The following is a 17833-nucleotide window of genomic DNA, read 5'->3' on the forward strand; positions in this document are numbered from 1 at the left end:
GGCCGTCGAGCCCCGTCGTTGAGGGGGTCGAGCCATGGGGCGCGGCCGGGCCAAGGCCAAGCAGACAAAGGTCGCCCGCCAGCTGAAGTACAACAGCGGTGGGACGGACCTCTCACGCCTGGCTGAGGAGCTGGGTGCAACGCCGTCGAACCAGTCTCCGAACGGTGACCGGTTCGAGGACGAGCTGGACGACGACCCGTACGCGAAGTACGCGGACCAGTACAACGACGACGAGGAAGAGGACGAGCGGGACTCCTCGTCTTCCTCGCAGTCGCACCGACGTCACGCTTGACGTCCACAGGACACTTCCCGGTCCGGCCTCGGCCGGGCCGGGTTCTGTGCTGTTCACGGCTTTTCGTCGGCACCACTGACATCAACCGCTGACATCTCCGGAAGCCGCCGACGGTGCGGCGGGAGCGCCGAACGCGCCGCCCGCCCTCGCACCGTCGCCTCGTGCTGCCAGGTCAGGACGCATAGTCACCGGTCAGGGTCACCGCTTCGGGCTGCCCTGCCCGCTCGGTGACCCGACCCGCCGTCCAGGCGTCGACGCCGCGCTCGGCCAGGGTGCGCAGCACCGCGTCCGCCGAGTCCTCCGGGACGACCGCCATCATGCCGACGCCCATGTTCAGCGTCTTCTCCAGCTCCTCGCGCGCGACGTCGCCCTCGCGGCCCACCAGGTCGAACACCGGGCCCGGGGCCCAGGTCGAACGGTCGACCACCGCGTGCAGCCCTTCGGGGACGACCCGGGCCAGGTTGCCCGCCAGGCCGCCGCCGGTGATGTGCGAGAAGGCGTGCACCTGCGTCGTACGGGCCAGGGCCAGGCAGTCCAGCGAGTAGATCTTGGTGGGCTCCAGCAGCTCCTCGCCGAGGGTCCGGCCGAACTCCTCCACCCGCTGCTCCAGCGACCGGCCCGCGCGCTCCAGGAGCACGTGGCGCACCAGCGAGTAGCCGTTGGAGTGCAGGCCGGAGGAGGCCATCGCGATCACCACGTCGCCGCTGCGGACGCGGTCGGCGCCCAGCACCTGGTCGGCCTCGACGACGCCGGTGCCCGCGCCCGCGACGTCGTACTCGTCCTCGCCCAGCAGGCCCGGGTGCTCGGCCGTCTCGCCGCCGACGAGCGCGCAGCCCGCCAGCACGCAGCCCTCGGCGATGCCCTTCACGATCTGCGCGATGCGCTCGGGGACGACCTTGCCGACCGCGATGTAGTCCGTCATGAACAGCGGCTCGGCGCCGCAGACGACGAGGTCGTCCACGACCATCGCGACCAGGTCGTGGCCGATCGTGTCGTGCAGGTCCATCCGGCGCGCGAGCGAGACCTTCGTGCCGACGCCGTCCGTCGCCGAGGCGAGCAGCGGGCGCTCGTAGTTCTTCAGCGCGCTGGCGTCGAACAGGCCGGCGAAGCCGCCGAGCGAACCGACGGACTCGGGGCGCTGCGCGGTGCGCACCCACTTCTTCATCAGGTCGACGGCGCGGTCTCCGGCCTCGATGTCGACACCGGCGGCGGCGTAACTGGCGGGCGCAGGGGTTTCTGGCATGACGGGGTCTTTTCTGTCGTCGTTACGGACGGCTGACGGCTGACGGCCACGGAGGGGACGGCGGCGGGCAGCCACACCGCTGCCTCACGCAGGTGCCGGGACGTACCGCGGATCACCGGACGGGCCGGGCCCGGCAGCCCCGGGCCAGAAGCCCGGGCCGCCGGCGGCTGCCGCGGCTACGGGCGGCGCAGTGCGTCCCCGCCGCCGATTCCGGCGGTCAGCGTCTGGACACCGTCGGCGTCCGGCTTGGCCCTGTGCTCCACCTCGGACTCCAGCAGGTGCTTGCCGAGCAGCTCCGGATCGGGGAGCTCCATCGGGTACTCACCGTCGAAGCAGGCGCGGCAGAGGTTCGGCTTGGCGATCGTCGTCGCCTCGATCATGCCGTCGATGGAGATGTACGCCAGGGAATCGGCACCCAGCGACTTGCCGATCTCGTCGACCGACAGGCCGTTCGCGATCAGTTCGGCGCGGGTGGCGAAGTCGATGCCGAAGAAGCACGGCCACTTGATGGGCGGCGAGGAGATCCGGACGTGGACCTCGGCCGCGCCCGCCTCGCGGAGCATCCGCACCAGCGCGCGCTGGGTGTTGCCGCGCACGATCGAGTCGTCCACGACGACCAGGCGCTTGCCCCGGATGACTTCCTTGAGCGGGTTGAGCTTCAGCCGGATGCCCAGCTGCCGGATCGTCTGGCTCGGCTGGATGAACGTACGGCCGACGTAGGCGTTCTTGACCAGGCCCGAGCCGTAGGGGATGCCGCTCGCCTCGGCGTACCCGACCGCGGCGGGGGTTCCCGACTCGGGCGTGGGTATCACCAGATCCGCCTCGGCCGGCGCCTCCTTGGCGAGCTTGCGGCCCATCTCGACGCGCGAGAGGTAGACGTTCCGGCCCGCGATGTCCGTGTCCGGACGGGCGAGGTAGACGTACTCGAAGACGCAGCCCTTCGGCTTTGCTTCGGCGAAGCGTGTGGAGCGGAGGCCGTCCTCGTCGATGGCGACCAGCTCGCCGGGCTCGATCTCCCGGATGAAGCTCGCGCCGACGATGTCCAGCGCCGAGGTCTCGCTCGCGACCACCCAGCCGCGCTCCAGGCGGCCGAGGACCAGCGGGCGGATGCCCTGCGCGTCCCGCGCCGCGTACAGCGTGCCCTCGTCCATGAAGACGAAGGAGAAGGCGCCCTTGACCTTCGGCAGCACGACCGGGGCCGCCTGCTCGACGGTCAGCGGACTGCCGTCGTCCGCCGTCTGGCCCGCGAGCAGGGCCGTCACGAGGTCCGTGTCGTTGGTCGCCGCGACCTGGGTGGCCCGGCCGTTCCCCGCCGCGGCCTGCTCGGCGACGAGCTCGGCGAGCTCGGCCGTGTTGACCAGGTTGCCGTTGTGACCCAGCGCGATCGATCCGTGCGCGGTCGCGCGGAACGTCGGCTGCGCGTTCTCCCACACCGAGGCGCCGGTGGTCGAGTACCGGGCGTGGCCCACCGCGATGTGACCGCGGAGCGAGCCGAGGGAGGTTTCGTCGAAGACCTGGGAGACCAGCCCCATGTCCTTGAAGACCAGAATCTGGGACCCGTTGCTGACTGCGATGCCCGCGGACTCCTGGCCGCGGTGCTGCAGTGCGTACAGTCCGAAGTATGTGAGCTTGGCGACCTCTTCGCCCGGAGCCCAGACCCCGAAGACGCCGCAGGCGTCCTGAGGACCTTTCTCGCCGGGGAGCAGGTCGTGGTTGAGTCGTCCGTCACCACGTGGCACGACATCGAGTCTAGGCCAGGTGCCGTGCGGGGGAAGAATCGGGGACCGGGCCCCCGGGGGCGGTGACGCCGTCGCTACCTGGGGTGATGATCGGCGGGGGCCGCGCGGATCAGCCCAGGACCGGCAACTGCCCCGTCAGATCGGCCCGTTCGCCGCTCGCCGACACCGCGCCGACGGCCACCGCGTCCGCCCACCGCGTACGCCCCGTGGCCAGCCGCAGCCAGGTGCGCGGATCGGTCTCCACGACGTTCGGCGGGGTACCGCGGGTGTGCCGCGGGCCCTCCACGCACTGCACGACCGCGAACGGCGGGACGCGGACCTCCACCGCGCCGCCCGGCGCCCGCACCGCCAGCAGGTCCGCGAGCAGCCGGACCGTGACCGCCAGGGCCTGGCGGTCCAGCGTGACCGGCGCGCCGGTGGCCCTGGCCAGGTCGTCGCTGTGCACCACCAGCTCCACCAGGCGCGTCACCGTGAAGTCCAGCATCCGCATCACGCCGAGGCGGGTGGAGACCAGCACGTCCTCGCGCACCGCGGACTCCAGCACCGGCTCCAGCTGCGCCACGGCCTCGTCCAGCCGGGCCGCGCCGTCCTCCGTCGTCGCCGCCTCGCCGGCCGCCTCGGGGGCGCCGTCCGGCACCGCGGGCACCCCCGGCGGGTGCGAGGACGCGCGCGCCCACTCCAGCACCCCCGCCTGCGCGCTCGCGCCCGCCGGAACGGCCGGGCCGGCCAGCAGCCGGGGCACGGCGTCCGTCTGGAGCGCGATGTGCACCAGCAGATGGTGAACGTCCCAGCCGGGCAGCCCGGACGGCAGAGCGCGCTGCTCGGGGGTGAGCCGGTGCGCGGCCTCGGCCACGGCCTCGACCTGGCCGATGAGCGCCTTGCGGATCCTCGCCGGGTCGTGCGCGCGGGGCTTCCCACGGCTGGAGTGGTTCTGACCGGCTCTGGCGGGTTTGGCGGACGGCATACCTACGAGATTAGGCCCTCCCCACGACACCCACGCCGCCGCTCCACCCCGCACACCCCGGCGCACGCCCCGTCCCGGAACGGCGCGGGCGCCCCCGGACGGCGATTTTCGGACGGTGGGGTCGCGCGGGTACGCGGAGGGTGCGGGCGCAACGGGACGGCGTGCACCGGGTGTTGGCCGCCGCGGGCCGCGCCGCCCGCCCGGAATCGGCTCTGCCGCCGGGCGGCGGGGGTGTGCCAGGATTCCTGGCATGGCTATCGCGGAGCGCTACCTCGCCGACGACGAACAGCTCGTGCATGTCACGCGGCAGCACTGGACCGAGATGGTCAGCGAGTTCGTGGTGCTCTGCCTGATCTGGGTCGCGGCGGCCGTGCTCGTGTGGATCGTCCCCAGCGGCGAGGACTGGTCGGCCACGGCCTTCTACATCATCGTCGGGCTCGGCCTGCTCGCCTCGCTGAAGTACTGGCTCGTACCGCTGCTGAAGTGGCGCAGCAAGCTGTACATCCTCACCACCAAGCGGATCTACAAGCGCAGCGGCTTCCTCACCAAGACCAGCCGCAGCATCCCCCTGGCCCGCGTCAACGACGTCGGCTTCAAGGCCACGCTGTGGGAGCGGATCATGCGCTACGGCACGCTGACCATCCAGTCCGCCTCCGAGCACGGGATGATGACGCTGCGGCACGTACCGCAGCCCGAGCACTTCAAGGCCGAGATCTACCGCGCGGTGGACGAGGAACAGCACCAGCTCTGAGCACACGGGCCGAGGGCCTCCGGTACGTACCGGAGGCCCTCGGCGCGTCTCAACGCCCGTACGCGGCCGGGCCGTTCAGCCGAACAGCTCCGGGAGCGTGCGCTCGTGCGCCTCGCGCAGCTCCGCCAGCGGCAGGCTGAACTGGCCCTGCACCTCGATCGCGTCGCCGTCGACGACGCCGATCCGCGCGGCCGGCATGCCCCGCGCACCGCACATGTCCTTGAACCGGACCTCCTCGCTGCGCGGCAGCGACACCACGGCCCGGCCCTGCGACTCCGAGAACAGCAGCACGAACGGCGAGATGCCGTCCGGCACCACGACCCGCGCGCCGTTGCCGCCCTTGAGGCAGGACTCGGCGAGCGCCTGCATCAGACCGCCGTCGCTCAGGTCGTGCGCCGCGTCGATCATGCCGTCGCGCGAGGCGGCGATCAGGATCTCGGCCAGCAGCTTCTCCCGCTCCAGGTCCACGGCCGGCGGCAGGCCGCCCAGGTGCCCGTGCGCGACCTGCGACCAGGCCGAGCCGCCCAGCTCTTCCCTGGTGTCGCCCAGGAGGTACAGCAGCTGCCCCTCCTCCGCGAACGCCATCGGCGTACGCCGCGTCACGTCGTCGATCACACCGAGGACGCCGACGACCGGCGTCGGGTGGATCGCCGTCTCGCCCGTCTGGTTGTACAGCGAGACGTTCCCGCCGGTGACCGGCGTGCCCATCTCCCGGCAGGCGTCGGCCAGTCCGCGGCACGCCTCGGCGAACTGCCACATCGCCGCCGGGTCCTCCGGCGAGCCGAAGTTGAGGCAGTCGGTGACGGCCAGCGGCTTCGCGCCCGTCGCCGCGACGTTCCGGTACGACTCCGCCAGCGCCAGCTGCGCGCCCGTGTACGGGTCGAGCTTGGCGTACCGGCCGTTGCCGTCGGTGGCCACCGCGACGCCGAGGTTCGTCTCGTCGTCGACGCGGATCATGCCGCCGTCCTCGGGCTGCGCCAGCACCGTGTTGCCCAGCACGTAACGGTCGTACTGGTCGGTGATCCACGCCTTCGACGCCTGGTTCGGCGAGGACACCAACGCCAGCGCGGCGGCGCGCAGTTCGTCACCGGACTGCGGGCGCGGGAGCTTCGCGGCGTCGTCCGCCTGGAGCGCGTCCAGCCACTCGGGGCGCGCGTAGGGCCGGTGGTACGTCGGGCCCTCGTGCGCCACCGAACGCGGCGGGACGTCGACGATCTGCTCGCCGTGCCAGAAGATCTCCAGCTGCTCGCCCTCGGTGACCTCACCGATGACGGTGGCGATGACGTCCCACTTCTCGCAGATCTCCAGGAAGCGGTCCACGTGCTGCGGCTCGACGACCGCGCACATCCGCTCCTGGGACTCGCTCATGAGGATCTCCTCCGGCGAGAGCGAGGAGTCCCGCAGCGGCACCGTGTCCAGCTCGACGCGCATGCCGCCGGAACCGGCCGAGGCCAGCTCGCTGGTGGCGCAGGAGAGACCGGCGCCGCCGAGGTCCTGGATACCGGCGACCAGCTCCTCCTGGAAGACCTCCAGGGTGCACTCGATCAGCAGCTTCTCCTGGAAGGGGTCACCGACCTGCACGGCCGGACGCTTCGCCGGACCCTCGCTCTCGAAGGTCTCGGACGCCAGGACCGAGACACCGCCGATGCCGTCGCCGCCGGTGCGGGCGCCGTAGAGGATGACCTTGTTGCCCGTGCCGGACGCCTTCGCGAGGTGGATGTCCTCGTGCTTCATCACACCCACGCACAGGGCGTTGACCAGGGGGTTTCCCTGGTAGCAGGAGTCGAAGACGACCTCGCCGCCGATGTTCGGCAGGCCCAGGCAGTTGCCGTAGCCGCCGATGCCGGCGACCGCGCCGGGCAGCACCCGCCTGGTGTCCGGGTGGTCGGCCGCGCCGAAGCGCAGCGGGTCCATCACGGCGACCGGACGGGCACCCATCGCGAGGATGTCCCGCACGATGCCGCCGATACCGGTCGCGGCGCCCTGGTACGGCTCGACGTAGGAGGGGTGGTTGTGCGACTCGACCTTGAAGGTGACCGCGTACCCCTGGCCGACGTCCACGACGCCCGCGTTCTCGCCGATGCCGACGAGCATCGCGTCGGACTCGGGGGCCTTCTCGCCGAACTGCTTCAGGTGCACCTTGCTGCTCTTGTACGAGCAGTGCTCGGACCACATCACCGAGTACATGGCCAGCTCGGCGCCCGTCGGACGGCGGCCGAGGATCTCGCGGATGCGCTCGTACTCGTCGGGCTTGAGGCCGAGTTCGGCCCACGGCTGCTCGGTGCCGGGCGTCTTCGCCGCGTGCTCGACGGTGTCGAGGACGGGCTTGCTCGTGCTCGCGTCAGTCATCAGGCGTTGACCAGCTTCTTGAGGACAGAGGTGAAGAAGCCGAGCCCGTCGGTCGTCGGGCCCGTCAGCAGCTCGACGGCGTGCTCGGGGTGGGGCATGAGGCCGACCACGTTCCCGGCCTCGTTGGTGATGCCGGCGATGTCGCGCCGGGAGCCGTTCGGATTGCCGTCCAGGTAACGGAAGACGACCCGCTCCTCGGCCTCCAGCGCGTCCAGCGTCCGCTCGTCCGCGACGTAACCGCCCTCGCCGTTCTTGAGCGGGACGGTGATCTCCTGCCCCTGCTCGTAGTCCGACGTCCACGCGGTGTTCGCGTTCTCGACACGGAGCTTCTGATCGCGGCACACGAAGTGCAGATGGTCGTTACGCGTCAACGCGCCGGGCAGCAGATGGGATTCACACAGCACCTGGAAGCCGTTGCAGATCCCGAGCACCGGCATTCCCGCCTTCGCGCGCTCGATGACCGTCTCCATCACGGGCGAGAAACGGGCGATCGCGCCGCACCGCAGATAGTCGCCGTAGGAGAAGCCGCCGGGCAGCACGACCGCGTCGACCGACCGCAGATCCGCCTCGCGGTGCCACAGCGCCACCGGCTCGGCGCCGGCCAGCCGGACCGCGCGCCGGGCGTCGCTGTCGTCGAGCGAGCCGGGGAAGGTGACGACACCGACCCGGGCCGTCACGCCCGGGCTCCTTCTTCCACGCGGACCGTGAAGTCCTCGATCACGGTGTTGGCGAGGAAGGTCTCGGCCAGCTCGTGGATACGGGCGAGTTCGTCGCTGCCGACGGGGCCCTCCACCTCGAGTTCGAAACGCTTGCCCTGACGGACGTCCGCGATGCCTTCGAAGCCGAGACGCGGCAGCGCGCGCTGGACTGCCTGCCCCTGCGGGTCGAGGATCTCGGGCTTCAGCATGACGTCGACTACGACGCGAGCCACAGGTACTCCCGGTGATGTGGGTGGTGCTTGACCGCTGACGCGTACTGCCTGCGCGGTGCGCGGCAACGCGGCGCCCAGCCTACCCGTCCGAGAAATCTACGCGCGTTGATATGTGTGGATATGCCGAGCTCACGACGCCTGCCGGCACAAGCCACTGGGAAAATCGCCCGGGAAAACGTAGGGTCCGTATTACGGCAGGGCAGCCCGGGAAGAAATATTCCCCTCCCGCCCCGCAATAGCGGGCGCCGCTCAATAGAAAAGGCATTGACCCTCAACAACCGGATCGCTCGTATATCTTCCTCCCGATGCGAGGATGTGAAGTGATCCCTTTCGTGTTCCTGACGGAAGGACCGATATCCATGACCCAGCGCGTAGTGGTCACACTCTCCGACGACATCGACGGCGGAGAAGCCTCGGAGACGGTCCTCTTCGGACTCGACGGGAAGACGTACGAGATCGACCTGAACGCGGAGAACGCGAAGAGCCTGCGCGAGGAACTCGCCCCCTTCATCGAGGCCGGGCGCAAGCGGGCGAAGTCGGGCAAGGCCTTCCACCGCACCTCCGTCGCCCCCGACCCGCGCGCCGTCCGTGCCTGGGCCGAGTCCAACGGCTTCGAGGTCCCGGCACGCGGCCGCATCCCGAAGAAGGTCTACGACGCCTTCAACGCGGCGGGCTGACGGCGCCCCGGCGGGGGCGGTGCGGGGCCTCCACGGCCGCGGGCGTGAGGCGCGCACCGGGGCTCAGGAGGGCGGCGCAGAAGCCGACTTGCCATGCACCCCGGGTGATCGGCTAAAGTCTGGAGCACGCCGCGAGGGGAAAACACCTCCCGGAGCGTGCGGGTGTAGCTCAGTAGTAGAGCGCCCCCTTTCCAAGGGGGAGGCGCAGTGTGCAATCCCTGTCACCCGCTCTCACCTTCCGGACCATCGGAAACGATCAGGTACGGTAGGGGACGCGCCACTCGGTGAGAGCCGGGTGGAAGCATGCGGACGTAGCTCAGTTGGTAGAGCGCAACCTTGCCAAGGTTGAGGTCGCGAGTTCGAGCCTCGTCGTCCGCTCTCTGAGAGAAGGGCCCCGGTCTTCGGACCGGGGCCCTTCTCGTTGTGCCCGGACGTGATCCTGACCCGGGGCGTGGCCGTCGTCACAGTCCCCCTCGACTGCGCCGATGACATTCGTCATTCACACCCATGACAGCTCGCACTGCCCTCCCGCGCCTCCCGGCGGAAAGCTGGAGGCATGGACGCAATCGAGACCGTCGGACTGAAGCGGCGCTACGCGCAGGGCTTCGAGGCCGTGCGCGGCATCTCCTTCTCCGTGCGCCAGGGCGAGATCTTCGCCCTGCTCGGCACCAACGGCGCGGGCAAGACCTCCACCGTCGAGCTCCTCGAGGGGCTGGCCGCGCCCAGCGCCGGTGAGGTGCGGGTGCTGGGGGCCGATCCGTTCGCCGAGCGCGCCTCCGTCCGCCCGCGTACGGGTGTGATGCTCCAGGAGAGCGGCTTCCCCTCCGAGCTGACGGTGACGGAGACGGTGCGGATGTGGGCGGGCTGCACGACCGAGGCCCGCCCGTACGCCGAGGTGCTGGCCCTCGTCGGGCTGGACGGACGGCGCGCACAGGTGCGGGTCAAGCAGCTCTCCGGGGGCGAACGCAGGCGGCTCGACCTGGCGGTGGCACTGCTGGGCCGGCCCGAGGTGCTGTTCCTGGACGAGCCGACCACCGGCATGGACCCCGAAGGGCGGCGCGACACCTGGGAGTTGGTGCGGCAGCTCCGCGCCGAGGGCACCACCGTTCTGCTCACCACGCACTACCTGGAGGAGGCCGAACAGCTCGCGGACCGGCTGGCCATCATGCACACCGGCCGCATCGTCACCTCCGGCACACCCGCTGAGGTCGTCGCACAGCGTCCTTCCCGCATCCGCTGCGTCCTCCCGGACGGCGTCACACCGGAACAGCTGCCCCTGTCCGTCCCCGCGGCGGTCGGCGAACGCGGAGGCAGACAGACCGTCGAGATCCGTACGCAGCAGCTCCAGCACGCACTCACCGAACTCCTGCTGTGGGCCCGGGAGAAGAACGTCGAACTGGAGGGGTTGCAGGCACGCTCCGCCTCGCTGGAGGAGGCGTTCCTGGAGATCGCGCAGTCGGAGGACGACCCGGCGGGGGACGACACCGGACCGTCCGCCGGTGCGGGCCGGGGCCGGCCCGCACGGCGACGGACGGGCTCGGACGACAAGGCGGAGGTACGGAGCGCATGACCACGATCGAGACCACCAAGCCCGGGGCACGCGTCACGGGCGGCTCTTCGCCGCGCAGGCTCCTCGCCCTCGGCCGCGCCGAACTGACGCTGCTGCTGCGCAACAAGTCCGCCCTGTTCCTCGCCCTGTTCACCCCCGTCCTGCTCACGGTCGGGATGCGCCAGATGGTCGGCCAGATGGAACTGGACGGCACCGGGCTCACCACAGGCACGGTGCTCCTGCCGATGTCCGTCGGCTTCGTCCTCCTCTTCGCCGTCTACGCGACGCTCGTCGGCACCTACGTCGTACGGCGCGAAGAACTGGTACTCAAGCGACTGCGCACGGGCGAACCGACAGACGGCGAGATACTCGCGGCCGCCGCACTGCCGTCGGCCGTCATAGCCCTGCTGCAGTGCGCCGTACTGCTCGGCGGAGGCGGTGCCGTACTGTCCCTGGCGTCCCCCTCACAGCCTCTACTCGTCCTGCTGGGGCTGGTGTTGGGGATGGCCATGATGACGGCAATGGCGGCCGCCTCAGCAGTCGTGACCCGCACACCGGAGGCGGCCCAGCTCACGGTCATGCCACTCATCATGGTCTCGATGCTCGGCTCCGGCATCGTCGTCCCACTGGAGGTACTGCCCGACACCCTGGCCACATTCGCCTCGTACCTGCCCCTCTCCCCCGTGACGGAACTCGTACGCGGCGGCTGGGTCGGCGGCATGACCGGCGGTGACGTACTGAAGGCCACGGGCGTTGCACTCGTGTGGACAGCACTCGCGGGGCTCGCGGTACGCCGCTGGTTCCGGTGGGAGCCGCGGAGGTGAGTCCTCGGCGTCTCTCCGGGGCTGGGTGCTCTGGTGGCTGGGGTGGGGGGCGCGTACGAGGGTGGGTGCGGGGCGGGCTACAGGCCGGGTGCGGGGGCGCGTACGAGGCTGGGTGCGGTGCTCGTACGGGCTGCGCGGGGCGGGCGTTCGGTGCGGGCTGTGGGGCTCGTTCCGGGGCGGGGCTCGCTCCGGATCGGGTCGCGAGCCCCGGGGCAGGCCGGGCGCACGGCGGCGCGGGTTGGGGAGCAGGCGGCCGGCCCGAAACCGGAGTCGGGGCCGGTGCCGGAGCCCGAGTCGGGACCGGGAGCGGCGCCGAATCCCGAGTCGGAGCCGATTTCCGGAACCTGAGTCGGGACCGGAACCAGAGCCGGGACCGACTCCGGAACCCGAGCCGGCGCCGGATCCGAGCCGTAGGTTTCTGGGAGGGGTGGGGGTGGGCCCCCGATGCGGCGGAAGTGGGCGATGAGAGGAGGCGGGCGGACGTGATCGGCTGGGGACTGGCGAAGCGCCGTGCGTGGCGTCGGCGAAGTGGCCGCGAGCAGGTCGAGGCGTCGACGCGCTGGATGCTGGGCGCGCTGCCGTGGATCATCGTGGCCGGCGCCCTGTTCCAGGCCACGCCGTACGTCCGTGAGGGGACGCAGCCGCTCGTTCTGGTCCTGGTCGCCGGCGGGTTGAGCCTCGTGCAGTGTGTGCTGGCGACGGCGGTGATGCAGCGTTGTGTCGACGCGTACCTGGGGACGAGGCCCGTACCCGTGGCGGGGCTGGCGGTGCTGGCGGCTCTGCTGCTGGCCGTGCTGGGGCTGATGTCCGTGCTGTTCGCGACCAACGGGGTGGACGCCGAAGGGGTCCCGGCGCTGGTGCTGTTCGCGACGGCGTGGCCGTTCGCCGTCACGTACGGGTTGGTCGTGCGGCCTTTGGTCGCGGCGCTGAGCTTCGGGGCCTACGCGTTGCTCGCGGCGTCCTCGCTCGTGTGGGCGGGGGTGGGGCCTGCGAGTGTGATCGCAACGTTTCTGGTGCTGGCGGTGGCGACGGCCTCGGCGGTGTTCACCACGCGCAGTTCGGCCTGGTACATCAGCGTGCTCCGGGAGTTGGACGCGGCGCAGGGCACCAGGGCGCGGCTGGCGGTGGCCGAGGAGCGGCTGCGTTTCGCGCGGGACCTGCACGACGTGATGGGCCGCAACCTGTCCGCCATCGCGTTGAAGAGCGAGTTGGCGACGCAGCTCGCGACGCGCGGCGGTGAGGCGGGTGCGGTCGCGGCCGCTGAGCAGATGGACGAGGTGCAGCAGCTGGCCCGGGCCTCGCAGACGGAGATCCGGGCCGTCGTCCGCGGCTACCGCGACCCGGGTCTGCGGACCGAACTCGCGGGCGCGCGCGGCATTCTGCGTGCCGCCGGGGTCGACTGCCGCGTGGAGGGCTACGGCGGCGACGGGCCCGGGGAAGGCGCCGGGCGCGGTGCGGTCGAGGTGCCCGGTCCCGTGCAGGCCGCGCTGGGGTGGGTGGTGCGTGAGGGGGCGACCAACGTGCTGATGCACGCGGACGCTTCGTACTGCACCGTGCGCGTGGACGTGGACCCGAGCGGCGGTGCGTCCCGTGGTGGTACGGCGCGGCTGACGATGGAGAACGACGGCGTACGCGGACGGGACGGAAGCGGGTCCGGCAAGCCGGGCCCCGGGGCGACGGGCAGGCTCACCGGCCGTACGGGGAAGGGCGGTTCGGGGCTCGCGGGGCTGCGGGAACGTATCGGTTCGCTCGGCGGCACCCTCACGGTGGCCACGGGTACCGACGGCACGGGCCCCGCTCCGGGCACGGAGGTCTTCCGGCTCACGGCCGAGGTGCCTCTGGACGTGCCCGGGGGACAGGATGCGTCGACGGCCCCGGACGCAGTGGAACCAGCGGAGAAGACACAGTGACCGACCCCACCAGCCCCACCGAGCCCACCCGGACCGGCGAGCCACGAGGCCGTCCGGTTCAACACGCGGACGAGGCGGCCCTGTTGGCCCGCGGCGCGAAGGCCGACGCCCGGGACGAGCGCTCCGCCGGCTCGGGGGCGTCCCGATCCCCGCAGGAAGTGGCCGCCCCGTCGCCCCGACCCGCGAAGTCCGACGACCACGGCAAGCACTCCACCAGCACGAGGGCATCCGCAAACCCGGGCGGCCCGCCGGACGAGGCCGCCCCGTTGCCCCGAGCCGAAAGGGCCGACGGCCGGGACGGGCACTTCACCCGCACGAGGCCGCCCACAGCCCCGGACCGCCCCTCACCGGACAAGGCCGCCCCGTTGGCCGAAGGCGAGAAACCCGACGAGCGCCCCACCACCCCGACGGCATCCGCAACTCCCCACCACTCCCCACCGAACGAGACCTCCTCATTGCCCCGCCCCGAGAAACCCGACGGCCGGCCCGAGCACCCCACCCCCCAAGAGACCGACGAGACCGCCCACAACCGGATTCGGGTGCTCCTGGCCGATGATGAGCATTTGATTCGTGGGGCGTTGGCGGCCTTGTTGGCGTTGGAGGATGACCTCAGCGTGGTGGGGGAGGCGGCTTCGGGGGCGGAGGCGGTGGCGATGGCGCGGGCGCGGGTGCCCGATGTCGCTGTGCTGGATCTGCAGATGCCGGGGCTGGACGGGGTGAAGGCGGCGCAGGAGATCGGGCGGTTGCTGCCGGAGTGCCGGACCATGATCGTGACCTCGCACGGCAGGCCGGGGCATCTGAAGCGGGCGCTGGCGGCGGGGGCGCGTGGCTTCGTGCCGAAGACGGCCTCGGCGCAGCAACTCGCGGAGATCATCCGCACCGTGCACGCGGGTACGCGGTACGTGGACCCGGATCTGGCGGCGGACGCGATCGCCGCCGGCGACTCCCCGCTCACCTCGCGCGAGGCCGAGGTGCTGGAGCTGGCGGCGGACGGGGCACCCGTCGCGGAGATCGCCGAGCGGGCGTCGCTGACGCCGGGCACGGTGCGGAACTACCTGTCGTCGGCCGCGGCGAAGCTCGGTGCGGAGAACCGGCACACGGCGGCCCGCATGGCTCGCGAGCGCGGCTGGCTGTAGCGGGGCGGGAGGAATCGGGAAAGAGCGGTCGAACCCCGGACGCCGAAGATGTGACGTGGAACACGGAGTTGGGTTGCATATCCGGGGTACGGATCGCCGTCGGCGACGAGTCGGGTGCATGTATTGCGCCGTCGCACGCCGTGCGCGGGAGCCCTGGAGGGCGCTCGGGCAGGGCAGAACACTGGTCCGCGGCACACGCCGTTCACATCCGTGACGGCGGGCGTCCGGGCCGATAGCGATAGGGAGAAGCCCAACCGCTGTGGCGCAGGCCACAGTCCACGCACTCCACGTCACCCGACAGTCCTGACGCCGATGCACTAGGAGCCCGCCCCCGTGACTGAGTCCTCCGCGATCGTCTTTGTCCTCAGCTTCGCGCTGCTGCTCTCGATCCTCTTCAGTGACGACCTGAAGCGGATGCGGACCCAGTGGGCGAAGGGCGGCGGCAGCGCCAAGGGCGGCCGGGCAGAGCGTGGTCGGAGCACCGTGCGCGGTCGGCTATAGTGGAGCACGCAAGCGGACGTAGCTCAGTTGGTAGAGCGCAACCTTGCCAAGGTTGAGGTCGCGAGTTCGAGCCTCGTCGTCCGCTCTCTGAGAGAAGGGCCCCGGTCGGAAGACCGGGGCCCTTCTTGTTGTGTCCGGAGGCAGTAGAGCCCCGGGCCGCGCGGGCCCGGGGCTCGTGGTGTGCGTCAGTCCCAGTCGAGGCCGGTGAGGAGGCGGTAGGCCTCCGCGTACTTGGCGCGGGTCTGGTCGACGATGTGCTGCGGCAGCGGCGGCGGGGGCTGCTCGGTGGTGCGGTCCCAGCCGGATTCGGGGCCGGAGAGCCAGTCGCGGACGAACTGCTTGTCGAAGGACGGCTGGGAGCGTCCGGGCTGCCACTGGTCGGCGGGCCAGAAGCGGGAGGAGTCGGGGGTGAGGACCTCGTCGGCGATGACGAGGGTGGGCTCGTCGCCGTGCGTGAAGCCGAACTCGAACTTGGTGTCCGCGAGGATGATGCCGCGCTCCCCCGCGATGTCGCGGGCGCGCTGGTAGACGGCGAGGGTGGTCTGGCGGAGGAGGGCCGCGGTGTCGGCGCCGACCTGGCGGGCGACCTCCTCGTAGCTGACGTTCTCGTCGTGGTCGCCGACGGCGGCCTTGGTGGCGGGGGTGAAGATCGGGGCCGGCAGCCGGGAGCCGTCCTGGAGGCCCTCGGGGAGGGCGAGTCCGCAGACGGTGCGGTTCTCCTCGTACTCCTTGAGGCCGGAGCCGGTGAGGTAGCCGCGGGCGACGCATTCGACGGGCACCATGTCGAGCGAGCGGCACACCATGGTGCGGCCTGCCCAGTCGGCGGGGGCGCCGGCGGGGACGTCGGTGCTGATGACGTGGTGCGGGACGAGGTCGGCGAGCTGGTCGAACCACCAGAGGGAGAGCTGGGTGAGGATGCGGCCCTTGTCGGGGATCTCCGTCGGCAGCACCCAGTCGAAGGCGGATGTGCGGTCGCTGGCGACCATGACGAGGTCACCGGCGTCGTTCCGGTAGAGATCGCGCACCTTGCCCGTGTGCAGATGCACGAGGCCGGGCACCTGTGCGGGTTCGGGCTTTTCCACGAATCCGGACAACAGTTCCTCCGGGGGTTACGTCCAAGCCGGACAGTCGGAGCCCCGATTCTCCCGTACGCGGTCCGCGCCTCTCGCCCGGCCCCGGGCGTGCGGGCCGGGCGTGCGGGGTCAGTCGCGTTTGCAGATGCGGTCGAGGAGGTTGGCGGTGGCGCGCTGGATGCGGGGGTCGACGTGTCCGGGGCGGTCGAGGGCCGGGGACCAGGCGAAGGTGCCGGCGGCGAAGACGAGGGCGCCGGAGGGGGCGCGGTAGAGGGAGGTTTCCTGGTGGCGGCGGGTGCCGTGCTCGTCCTCGTACGGGGAGTGGGCGAGGAGCATGCGTTCGGTGTGCTCGGGGAGCGGGGTGCGGGGGAAGTAGCGGTCGGCCTCGCCGGCGACGAGGCCGGGGAGTTCGTCGTGCTCGCCGGCGCCGGTGGCCTCCCAGAGCCAGTGGGAGGCGTTGCGGACGACGAGGGGGTGCGGTTCGGGGACCTTGCCCGCGTACTGGACGCCGAGCAACTGCTGCTCCGGCTCGCCCTGTTCGCGCCAGAGGGCGGCGCGTCCGGGGCCGCGGCGTTTTCGGCAGGAGAGGAGGCGGTCGGCGGCGCCGCCGGGGAGCGGGTCGAGTTCGACGCGCCAGAACATGGTGTTGGCGGAGAGGAAGACGAGGGCGGTGCCGCTGTCGCGGGCCTTCTCGACGGCGCGGCGCATGGGGCACGTCCAGTACTCGTCGTGTCCGGGGAAGACGAGGCCGCGGTAGCGGGACGGGTCGACGCGGCCGGCGTGCAGGTCGCGGGCGTCGGCGTAGGCGAGGTCGTAGCCGTAGCGCTCGGCCCAGCGGATGAAGTCGTAGGCGTGGCCGACGTGCAGGGGGAGGCCGGAGCCGGCGTAGGGGCGGTCGAAGGAGACGGTGACGGCGGCGTCGCGTTCGCCGAGGAGGCGGCCGGTCTCGTCCCAGGCGTGGTAGAGGCTGGCGCCGGTGCGGCCGTCCTCGGGGAAGAGGTTGTACGCCTGCCACGTGATGTCGGGGATCAGGAGCAGCAGGTCGGCGGCGTCGGTGGAGCGGACGGTGAAGGGGATGTGGGAGCGGTGCTCGCCGTCGGCGGTGGTGAGGACGGCGACGTAGGCGCCGGGTGACCAGTAGTCGGGGATCTGGAGGCGCCAGGAGAGCCACCAGTGGTGGCAGGAGACGGTGCGGTCGGCGGTGAGCGGTTCGGGCTGTTCGATGCCGGACAGCCGGGGGCTGGTGGTGATCTTGACGGCGCCTTCGCCCGCGTAGTGGCCGATGCGGTAGATGTCGATGCTGAACGGCTGCGCTGGGCTGACGGTGACGCGGAAGTCGATGGATTCGCCGGGTGCGGTGCCGCCGCCGTCGCCGGCGAAGCCCTTGATCTGGCAGTGCACGTCGTCGGCGAGGCGGGGGCCGCTGGAGGCTCCCCGGAGGCCGCCGGGGAGCACCCGGTCGAGGTCGGTGGAATCGACGTACCAGGGGACCACCTGGCCGTTCTCGAAGTAGTGCTCGCTGCCGCGCAGCCAGGGCACTGGCCCCTGGCCGAACGGGTCGGTCACCGCGTGCGCGAGTGCTCCCGACTCCCAGCGCCGGATCTGCTCCGTGGTCACCTGTGGCTCCCCTCCCTCGTCCCGCTGCGCTCCTCGGTTGTGCGGCCTGCGTGCCGGGGCCGGCGGCGCCCGGCGGTCGTCGGCTGTGCGGCCCTTCGGCGTCCGGGGCGGGCGCTTCGGGGCGGTGCCTGCTTCCGTGGTGGCGGTGCGGCGGGCGGTTTGCCGATTTCTGCCATGTACCGCCTGGTTCGGGCCGGTTGGCAGGTGGTGATCGCTATGTGCCGCTGTCCGTCACTGTCACAGCACATCACATTAAGCAGGCATATCGTCACCGTTT

The 17833-nt window shown here is 71.5% G+C and carries 16 protein-coding genes and 3 tRNA genes; 11 read left to right on the top strand and 8 right to left on the bottom strand.

The annotated features are described in order from the left end of the window. The first annotated feature begins 34 nt into the window (after positions 1-34). Positions 35-292 (top strand): DUF3073 domain-containing protein, encoded by a 258-nt coding sequence (locus tag HCC30_RS14690; RefSeq protein WP_169442960.1) that lies wholly within the window; start codon positions 35-37, stop codon positions 290-292. 172 nt (positions 293-464) lie between these two features. On the opposite strand, the gene purM is transcribed toward HCC30_RS14690, so the two are convergent. From purM to HCC30_RS14705, 3 genes are all read right to left on the bottom strand, one after another. Beyond that, positions 465-1535, bottom strand: coding sequence for a phosphoribosylformylglycinamidine cyclo-ligase (gene purM / locus HCC30_RS14695; RefSeq protein ID WP_169442961.1), 1071 nt, complete (start codon positions 1533-1535; stop codon positions 465-467). 176 nt (positions 1536-1711) lie between these two features. Continuing rightward, positions 1712-3274 (bottom strand): amidophosphoribosyltransferase, encoded by a 1563-nt coding sequence (purF, locus tag HCC30_RS14700; RefSeq protein WP_169442962.1) that lies wholly within the window; start codon positions 3272-3274, stop codon positions 1712-1714. A gap of 109 nt (positions 3275-3383) precedes the next feature. After that, positions 3384-4238: a maleylpyruvate isomerase family mycothiol-dependent enzyme gene (locus HCC30_RS14705; RefSeq protein ID WP_169442963.1), complete on the bottom strand. Its 855-nt coding sequence runs from the start codon at positions 4236-4238 to the stop codon at positions 3384-3386. A 250-nt stretch (positions 4239-4488) separates the two neighbouring features. Between HCC30_RS14705 and HCC30_RS14710 the strand changes: the two genes are divergently transcribed. Continuing rightward, positions 4489-4989 carry a PH domain-containing protein gene (locus HCC30_RS14710; RefSeq protein ID WP_169442964.1) on the top strand — a complete coding sequence of 167 codons (501 nt, stop codon included), beginning with the start codon at positions 4489-4491 and terminating at the stop codon, positions 4987-4989. 75 nt (positions 4990-5064) lie between these two features. Here HCC30_RS14710 and purL read toward each other — a convergent pair whose 3' ends face one another. Genes purL through purS form a run of 3 tightly spaced genes read right to left on the bottom strand, consistent with a single transcriptional unit; the run spans position 5065 to position 8269 of the window. After that, the gene (purL, locus tag HCC30_RS14715) at positions 5065-7338 is read right to left on the bottom strand and encodes a phosphoribosylformylglycinamidine synthase subunit PurL (RefSeq protein ID WP_169442965.1); all 2274 of its coding nucleotides are present in this window, start codon (positions 7336-7338) and stop codon (positions 5065-5067) included. After that, on the bottom strand, positions 7338-8015 hold the full coding sequence (gene purQ, locus HCC30_RS14720; protein ID WP_169442966.1) for a phosphoribosylformylglycinamidine synthase subunit PurQ: 678 nt from the start codon (positions 8013-8015) through the stop codon (positions 7338-7340). Before purQ ends, purL begins: the two co-directional genes overlap by 1 nt. After that, positions 8012-8269, bottom strand: coding sequence for a phosphoribosylformylglycinamidine synthase subunit PurS (purS, locus tag HCC30_RS14725; protein WP_169442967.1), 258 nt, complete (start codon positions 8267-8269; stop codon positions 8012-8014). The genes purQ and purS overlap by 4 nt, the downstream gene beginning before the upstream one ends. A gap of 359 nt (positions 8270-8628) precedes the next feature. On the opposite strand from purS, the gene HCC30_RS14730 reads away from it, so the two are divergent. The 9 genes from HCC30_RS14730 to HCC30_RS14770 all read left to right on the top strand — a co-directional run bounded on the left by HCC30_RS14730 (position 8629) and on the right by HCC30_RS14770 (position 14951). Further along, positions 8629-8946, top strand: a complete 318-nt coding sequence (locus HCC30_RS14730) for an Lsr2 family protein (protein ID WP_169442968.1) — start codon at positions 8629-8631, stop codon at positions 8944-8946. Positions 8947-9104: 158 nt separating this feature from the next. Continuing rightward, a tRNA-Gly gene (locus HCC30_RS14735) sits at positions 9105-9176 on the top strand. 75 nt (positions 9177-9251) lie between these two features. Next, positions 9252-9324 (top strand) — tRNA-Gly (locus HCC30_RS14740). Between the two features lie 178 nt (positions 9325-9502). After that, complete coding sequence (locus tag HCC30_RS14745) at positions 9503-10516, top strand: ABC transporter ATP-binding protein (protein ID WP_169442969.1); 1014 nt, start codon at positions 9503-9505, stop codon at positions 10514-10516. Continuing rightward, a complete protein-coding gene (locus HCC30_RS14750) occupies positions 10513-11319 on the top strand; it encodes an ABC transporter permease (RefSeq protein WP_169442970.1) in 807 nt (268 codons plus the stop codon). The genes HCC30_RS14745 and HCC30_RS14750 overlap by 4 nt, the downstream gene beginning before the upstream one ends. A gap of 482 nt (positions 11320-11801) precedes the next feature. Beyond that, positions 11802-13229 carry a histidine kinase gene (locus HCC30_RS28650; RefSeq protein ID WP_206323837.1) on the top strand — a complete coding sequence of 476 codons (1428 nt, stop codon included), beginning with the start codon at positions 11802-11804 and terminating at the stop codon, positions 13227-13229. 539 nt (positions 13230-13768) lie between these two features. Further along, positions 13769-14365, top strand: coding sequence for a response regulator transcription factor (locus tag HCC30_RS14760; protein WP_169443128.1), 597 nt, complete (start codon positions 13769-13771; stop codon positions 14363-14365). A 333-nt stretch (positions 14366-14698) separates the two neighbouring features. Next, positions 14699-14866, top strand: a complete 168-nt coding sequence (locus HCC30_RS14765; RefSeq protein ID WP_169442971.1) for a hypothetical protein — start codon at positions 14699-14701, stop codon at positions 14864-14866. A 12-nt stretch (positions 14867-14878) separates the two neighbouring features. Next, positions 14879-14951 (top strand) — tRNA-Gly (locus HCC30_RS14770). A 100-nt stretch (positions 14952-15051) separates the two neighbouring features. Here the strand turns inward: HCC30_RS14770 and HCC30_RS14775 are convergent. After that, positions 15052-15960, bottom strand: a complete 909-nt coding sequence (locus HCC30_RS14775) for a phosphoribosylaminoimidazolesuccinocarboxamide synthase (RefSeq protein ID WP_169442972.1) — start codon at positions 15958-15960, stop codon at positions 15052-15054. A gap of 108 nt (positions 15961-16068) precedes the next feature. Next, positions 16069-17556, bottom strand: a complete 1488-nt coding sequence (locus HCC30_RS14780) for a N,N-dimethylformamidase beta subunit family domain-containing protein (RefSeq protein WP_169442973.1) — start codon at positions 17554-17556, stop codon at positions 16069-16071. Positions 17557-17833 lie beyond the last annotated feature (277 nt).

The organism is Streptomyces sp. HNM0574 (genome assembly GCF_012726235.1).
GTDB lineage: Bacteria > Actinomycetota > Actinomycetes > Streptomycetales > Streptomycetaceae > Streptomyces.

What these genes read in the sequence shown, in the direction of transcription:
- HCC30_RS14690 (WP_169442960.1), top strand. Translation starts at nt 35, where the DNA reads ATGGGGCGCGGCCGGGCCAAGGCCAAGCAGACAAAGGTCGCCCGCCAG.
- purM (WP_169442961.1), bottom strand. Translation starts at nt 1,535, where the DNA reads ATGCCAGAAACCCCTGCGCCCGCCAGTTACGCCGCCGCCGGTGTCGAC.
- HCC30_RS14705 (WP_169442963.1), bottom strand. Translation starts at nt 4,238, where the DNA reads ATGCCGTCCGCCAAACCCGCCAGAGCCGGTCAGAACCACTCCAGCCGT.
- HCC30_RS14710 (WP_169442964.1), top strand. Translation starts at nt 4,489, where the DNA reads ATGGCTATCGCGGAGCGCTACCTCGCCGACGACGAACAGCTCGTGCAT.
- purL (WP_169442965.1), bottom strand. Translation starts at nt 7,338, where the DNA reads ATGACTGACGCGAGCACGAGCAAGCCCGTCCTCGACACCGTCGAGCAC.
- HCC30_RS14730 (WP_169442968.1), top strand. Translation starts at nt 8,629, where the DNA reads ATGACCCAGCGCGTAGTGGTCACACTCTCCGACGACATCGACGGCGGA.
- HCC30_RS14745 (WP_169442969.1), top strand. Translation starts at nt 9,503, where the DNA reads ATGGACGCAATCGAGACCGTCGGACTGAAGCGGCGCTACGCGCAGGGC.
- HCC30_RS14750 (WP_169442970.1), top strand. Translation starts at nt 10,513, where the DNA reads ATGACCACGATCGAGACCACCAAGCCCGGGGCACGCGTCACGGGCGGC.